The following is a 4,525-nucleotide window of genomic DNA, read 5'->3' as shown; positions in this document are numbered from 1 at the left end:
GTGGTTGCGATTCGGTGGGACGAGATTCACGAGCGTCCGAAGCGTTGCCCGTTTTCACAGAATTTTCTGTCTTAGCATCGGCATGCGAGTGATCGCCACTGTTTTCCGCAGCGGTCGGATGTGCCAACCAATCGCCGCAGCTTCCCCGTGCCGACGACGACGAAACGACGCCGGGCAACAGAAACAGAGCCAACAGGACGAAGGAAATACGCGACATAAAGCACGAAACAGAGGAGGGGGGCTCCATTAGATTAACGAGAGCCGCCCCTATTGTCAAAGTAAGGGGGGACGAAGACGACCCTACGTCTCCCTTCTTCGCCCCCATTCTTCGTAGCGAAAGTCGCCAAGACTTTTGCCCACCATTGCCGTCCCATCTGTTATGACCGGCTGGAAACCTTTCCCACGTGAAGATGAAACCTCGAAGCAATACATCGCGGCACAAAAAAAGCCTCGGCCATTCCGTTTTTTAGGGACAGCCGAGGCCGAATGGTTTAGGCCCATCGTGAACGATGCAAACCAATTACTTATCCGATGGCAGCAACACCGCGTTGATCACGTGGATCACGCCGTTGGATGCTTCGATATCGGTTTTGACGACCTTTGACTTGTTGACCATCACCCCGTCACTATTGGTGTTGATCTTGACCGATTGGCCCTGCACCGTCTTGGCTTCGTCCAATTTGACCACGTCCGCAGCCATCACTTTGCCCGAGACGACATGATAGGTCAGGATCGATACCAATTTGTCCTTGTTTTCGGGTTTCAGTAGCGACTCGACCGTTCCCTTGGGCAGTTTGTTAAACGCTTCGTTTGTCGGTGCGAAGACAGTGAACGGCCCCTTACCGCTGAGCGTGTCGACAAGTCCAGCGGCTTTCACAGCAGCAACCAATGTGCTGAAGTCCTCGTTGCCGGCCGCAATATCGACAATCGTTTTGCCCGACTTTGCCTCGTGCTCTTCCGCGAAGCTGATGCTCGGAACGGTCATTACTGCTGCGACGGCAACCATAGCGAAGAAATTTTTCATCTTACGAATCTCTCAGATTTGTTTTGGGTTTCGGTCCAGCACGATATCGCGAGAAAATGCACCCGAGACATAGCTCCGAGGTCAACGCGACAACACTGCCGCAACACGAATCGGGATGGACTAAGAACTGAAACGCTGCGTTTGCGAGACCAACGTCTGAACCCACAAAACGCCCACTACGCTTTTCTGGCGCCGGCTAGCAGAGTGCGTCCTTTGCACAACGAGATCTTAGCGATGCGTCAATGGCTTTTTGGATTAATTGTTCGTTTTTTGAGGGGGCGATGGTAACGATTTCGGACGGCTCCATCGGGTGGACCTCGAAAAACATTGACAGGGGTTGAAATGCTCTTATACCTGTTCCATCGTCGTGAGAAACGATTTTGGCGAAGCGAAGCGATCCCTTTCTGCGCTCGTGGTCAAAACGTCGATCCCAAGGCTTCCTCGTTTGTTCCTCATTGTGAGCAGGATAATTTAGTGCTTTCTCTTCATTCGTCCGTATTGGCGCGCCGTGGCGGCGGGCTTGGTGGCTTGGTTGGCTGGTTCATTCGCATCGTCATTTATGACATTTGCATCACCGGCATCTCCGATGTGCTGGGTGTATCACGGATGGTGGCTCTGTTTATCTTTCTTGGGATCCTTGGTGTGATCGCATTTGCCGGTTACTTGATGCGCAACAAATATGCGTCCGATACCGCCGACGATTTTTGATTGGTTTGATTTGACTCGGCGCCGCCAACTGCTTTCCATTTCTTGTTGAAGCCTCTGAAACACGAGCGTTCAGATCGCTCCATCAAAATCTATGGATTTCCGTGTTAACCACGCCCCCGTCTTTTCAACGCTTCAGTTCTCGCTTGCCCAGCACGAGTACGTGGTCGCGCAGCCGAACAGCATGCTGACGATGTCGGCTGGGATTTCGATCTCGGCGCATGTCGGTCGTTTGGATTCCGACGGAAAGTCCGAATCATCGCATGACGATTCGACATCCGAATCTGGGTTGCCAGCCACTTGGCGGCAACCGCGTGGTTCGTGGTTTAGCGGCATCAAAAGCATGCTTGGGGGCGAGAGTTTCTTTACTGCTGAATTCCGTGCAAAGTCCGATAACCAAACCGTCGTGCTGGCTCCGGAAAGCTATGGCGACATCGTTGCCTTGGACCTCGAACCCGATGCAGGCTATTTCCTGACACGCGGTTCCTACTTGGCCAACACCGGCGAGACTCATGTGCGAATCAAGTACGGTGGACTAAAAGGATTGATGAGCAAGAAGGGATTGTTCTTGATGCACGCGACGGGTCGTGGAAACGTGTTCTGTCAAACGTTTGGTGCGATCGAACATCGCAAGCTCGAAACCGACGAAACGCTGTATGTTGACAATCGTTTTATGGTCGCGTTCTCGGACACCGTGACTTACAAACTAGTCAAAGCATCCGCGTCGCTGAAAGATTCGCTGATGTCCGGTGAAGGTTTGATCAACCGCTACACCGGCCCAGGCGATGTCTACTTTCAAACGCGGGGTAAACCGTCCGGCGGGATCCTCACAACCTTGATTGACGCAGCATTCTGATGAACTTACAAGCGGTTCCCGATCGTCAAGCGTTGCTCGATCAACTGCGTCGCGCGAATCAATTTACATGGTTGTGGATCACGGTGCACGTGATCGGCATCATCACGCTGATCGCGTTGATCCGGTGGGACCAAGTCGTGTTTGCGCCGATCGTGTCGGTCACGGCTTGTTTGGTGATCCTTGGTCCGTTCGCGATGGAATTAGCGCGGACATGGGGGCAAAAGAAAAAGCGAATCGAGGATATCAAGGAAACCACGCGTTTTGGCGAGCTTGACAAATACAAGTTGCAAACGCTCTACCGCGAAACGCTGCAACGTTTGAAACTTGCGGACGAACGTTTGCCCGTTTACGTGACCAGCGACAAATCACTCAACGCCGGAGCGATGCGATTGGGACGCATTTTTGGCGGGCTGAACGGAATCTATCTGCATCGCCAAGTCTTGCACAAGCTGCGAGGTGATGAAGTCCAGGCAGTGATGGGACACGAACTTGGACACTACTACCGCTTTAACCTCGCCAATGAGCGGTTTCGTCTGTTGACGCTCGTGCTGGGAGCATTGGTGGGTATTTTTGCAGTCCAGTGGACGCACACCGTCGGCTACCTCGGCTTCATCATTGTTTCGGCGATCAGTTCAGCGTTCTGGTTTGCCAGCGGGTTGGGCAGCATCAGGCATGGCCGAGCGATCGAATTCCTTTGCGATGATTTTGGCGCGCAGGTCAATGGAATCGAATCGTCGATCAGCGGATTGCTGAAAGTTGGCTTGGATGCCGAGATGCGATTTTTGATTCAGTTGGAAGTCATGGCGCTGAACGCGGGGAACGAACTGCTAACACCGGGCGAGATGGCGGCGGCGGTGGAAAAGGCGATCCCCTACGGTCACGCAGCCGAACCTGAATTGTTTGAAGCGGTCACACGTGAATTGAAACAACGTACTCAAGCGAATCGCAGCGCGTCGTTATCGGGATTCATCAAATATGTCTGGGAAAGCGACGATGACGGGGATGATCTGAAGGAACAACTCGAGCAGCAAGCCAAACAGATCAACAACATCGACCGACTCGAGTGGGAATCGATCCTAGACGATCCTCAGGACGTCCGTTTGAATCTGCGTCAGATCGAAGCCTTGGTACAAATGATTGTGGCGGCACCCGAAAAATCGCTATTTCGCATCCTGGGTGAAGGCGACGGCATCCACCCCGCCACATCGATGCGGATTCTGTATCTATGGAAAAACCGCAACAGTGCAGCCGAGTTAGTTGCTCTTGATGACAGGTAAGATGCCCATCCCACATTTTAGACAAGTAGTTCGAACAGCATTCGCTGCTCATTGACGACTTGGTATTCAATGTGGCTGGTGTTCATTCGCTCGATCAGTCCGGCGTAGTCGTCTGCTTTGGCGATCTGTAATCCCACCAACGCGGGGCCGGTCTCGCGATTGTGTTTCTTGGTGTACTCGAAGTGCGTAATGTCATCGGTGGGACCAAGCACGTTGTTGAGGAAGTCTCGCAGGGCTCCGGCGCGCTGTGGAAACTTGATGATGAAGTAGTGCTGGAGTCCTTCGTACAACAACGCGCGGTCTCGAATTTCTTCGGTGCGATTGATGTCGTTGTTGCTACCGCTGACGACACAAACGACCGTTTTGCCTTGAATCTCGTCCCTGATTTGCTCGAGCGCTGCGATCGCTAATGCCCCAGCGGGTTCGACGACCAACCCCTCGTCATTATACAGACGCAACATCTCGCTACACACTTTGCCTTCGGGGACCAGCAACATCCGGTCAACCACTTGGGCGGCGATCGCGAAATTCAAATCGCCGACCCGTTTGACAGCGGCACCATCGACGAAGTTATCAATTTTGTCGAGCGTGACAACTTTTCCCTGATGCAAACTTTCGTACATCGCCGGAGCGCCCGCCGGCTCGACCCCAATGATCTTGGTC

Annotated in this window: 6 protein-coding genes; 3 read left to right on the top strand and 3 right to left on the bottom strand. The window is 53.1% G+C overall.

Annotated features, from left to right (window positions below; genetic code table 11):
* Both RMSM_RS20305 and RMSM_RS20300 read right to left on the bottom strand, forming a co-directional pair.
* The coding region (locus tag RMSM_RS20305) for a hypothetical protein (RefSeq protein ID WP_040768466.1) at positions 1-217 on the bottom strand (217 nt) is incomplete at its 3' end.
* A 303-nt stretch (positions 218-520) separates the two neighbouring features.
* Positions 521-1,024: a fasciclin domain-containing protein gene (locus RMSM_RS20300; RefSeq protein WP_052031720.1), complete on the bottom strand. Its 504-nt coding sequence runs from the start codon at positions 1,022-1,024 to the stop codon at positions 521-523.
* Positions 1,025-1,366: 342 nt separating this feature from the next.
* Here RMSM_RS20300 and RMSM_RS42850 point away from each other — a divergent pair, with 342 nt between their 5' ends.
* The 3 genes from RMSM_RS42850 to RMSM_RS20285 all read left to right on the top strand — a co-directional run bounded on the left by RMSM_RS42850 (position 1,367) and on the right by RMSM_RS20285 (position 3,862).
* Positions 1,367-1,732, top strand: coding sequence for a hypothetical protein (locus tag RMSM_RS42850; RefSeq protein ID WP_008700412.1), 366 nt, complete (start codon positions 1,367-1,369; stop codon positions 1,730-1,732).
* 91 nt (positions 1,733-1,823) lie between these two features.
* The gene (locus RMSM_RS20290) at positions 1,824-2,585 is read left to right on the top strand and encodes a TIGR00266 family protein (RefSeq protein ID WP_008700409.1); all 762 of its coding nucleotides are present in this window, start codon (positions 1,824-1,826) and stop codon (positions 2,583-2,585) included.
* The gene (locus RMSM_RS20285; protein WP_008700407.1) at positions 2,585-3,862 is read left to right on the top strand and encodes a M48 family metallopeptidase; all 1,278 of its coding nucleotides are present in this window, start codon (positions 2,585-2,587) and stop codon (positions 3,860-3,862) included. Before RMSM_RS20290 ends, RMSM_RS20285 begins: the two co-directional genes overlap by 1 nt.
* 17 nt (positions 3,863-3,879) lie before the next feature.
* On the opposite strand, the gene RMSM_RS20280 is transcribed toward RMSM_RS20285, so the two are convergent.
* Positions 3,880-4,525, bottom strand: a 646-nt coding sequence (locus tag RMSM_RS20280; RefSeq protein WP_040768463.1) for a pyridoxal-phosphate dependent enzyme, incomplete at its 5' end; no start/stop codon positions are given.

The sequence above is a fragment of the Rhodopirellula maiorica SM1 genome (assembly GCF_000346295.1).
GTDB classification, from domain to species: Bacteria; Planctomycetota; Planctomycetia; order Pirellulales; family Pirellulaceae; genus Novipirellula; species Novipirellula maiorica.
The sequence above is the reverse complement of the archived record's forward strand: the minus strand, read 5'-3'. Positions and strand labels throughout refer to the sequence as shown.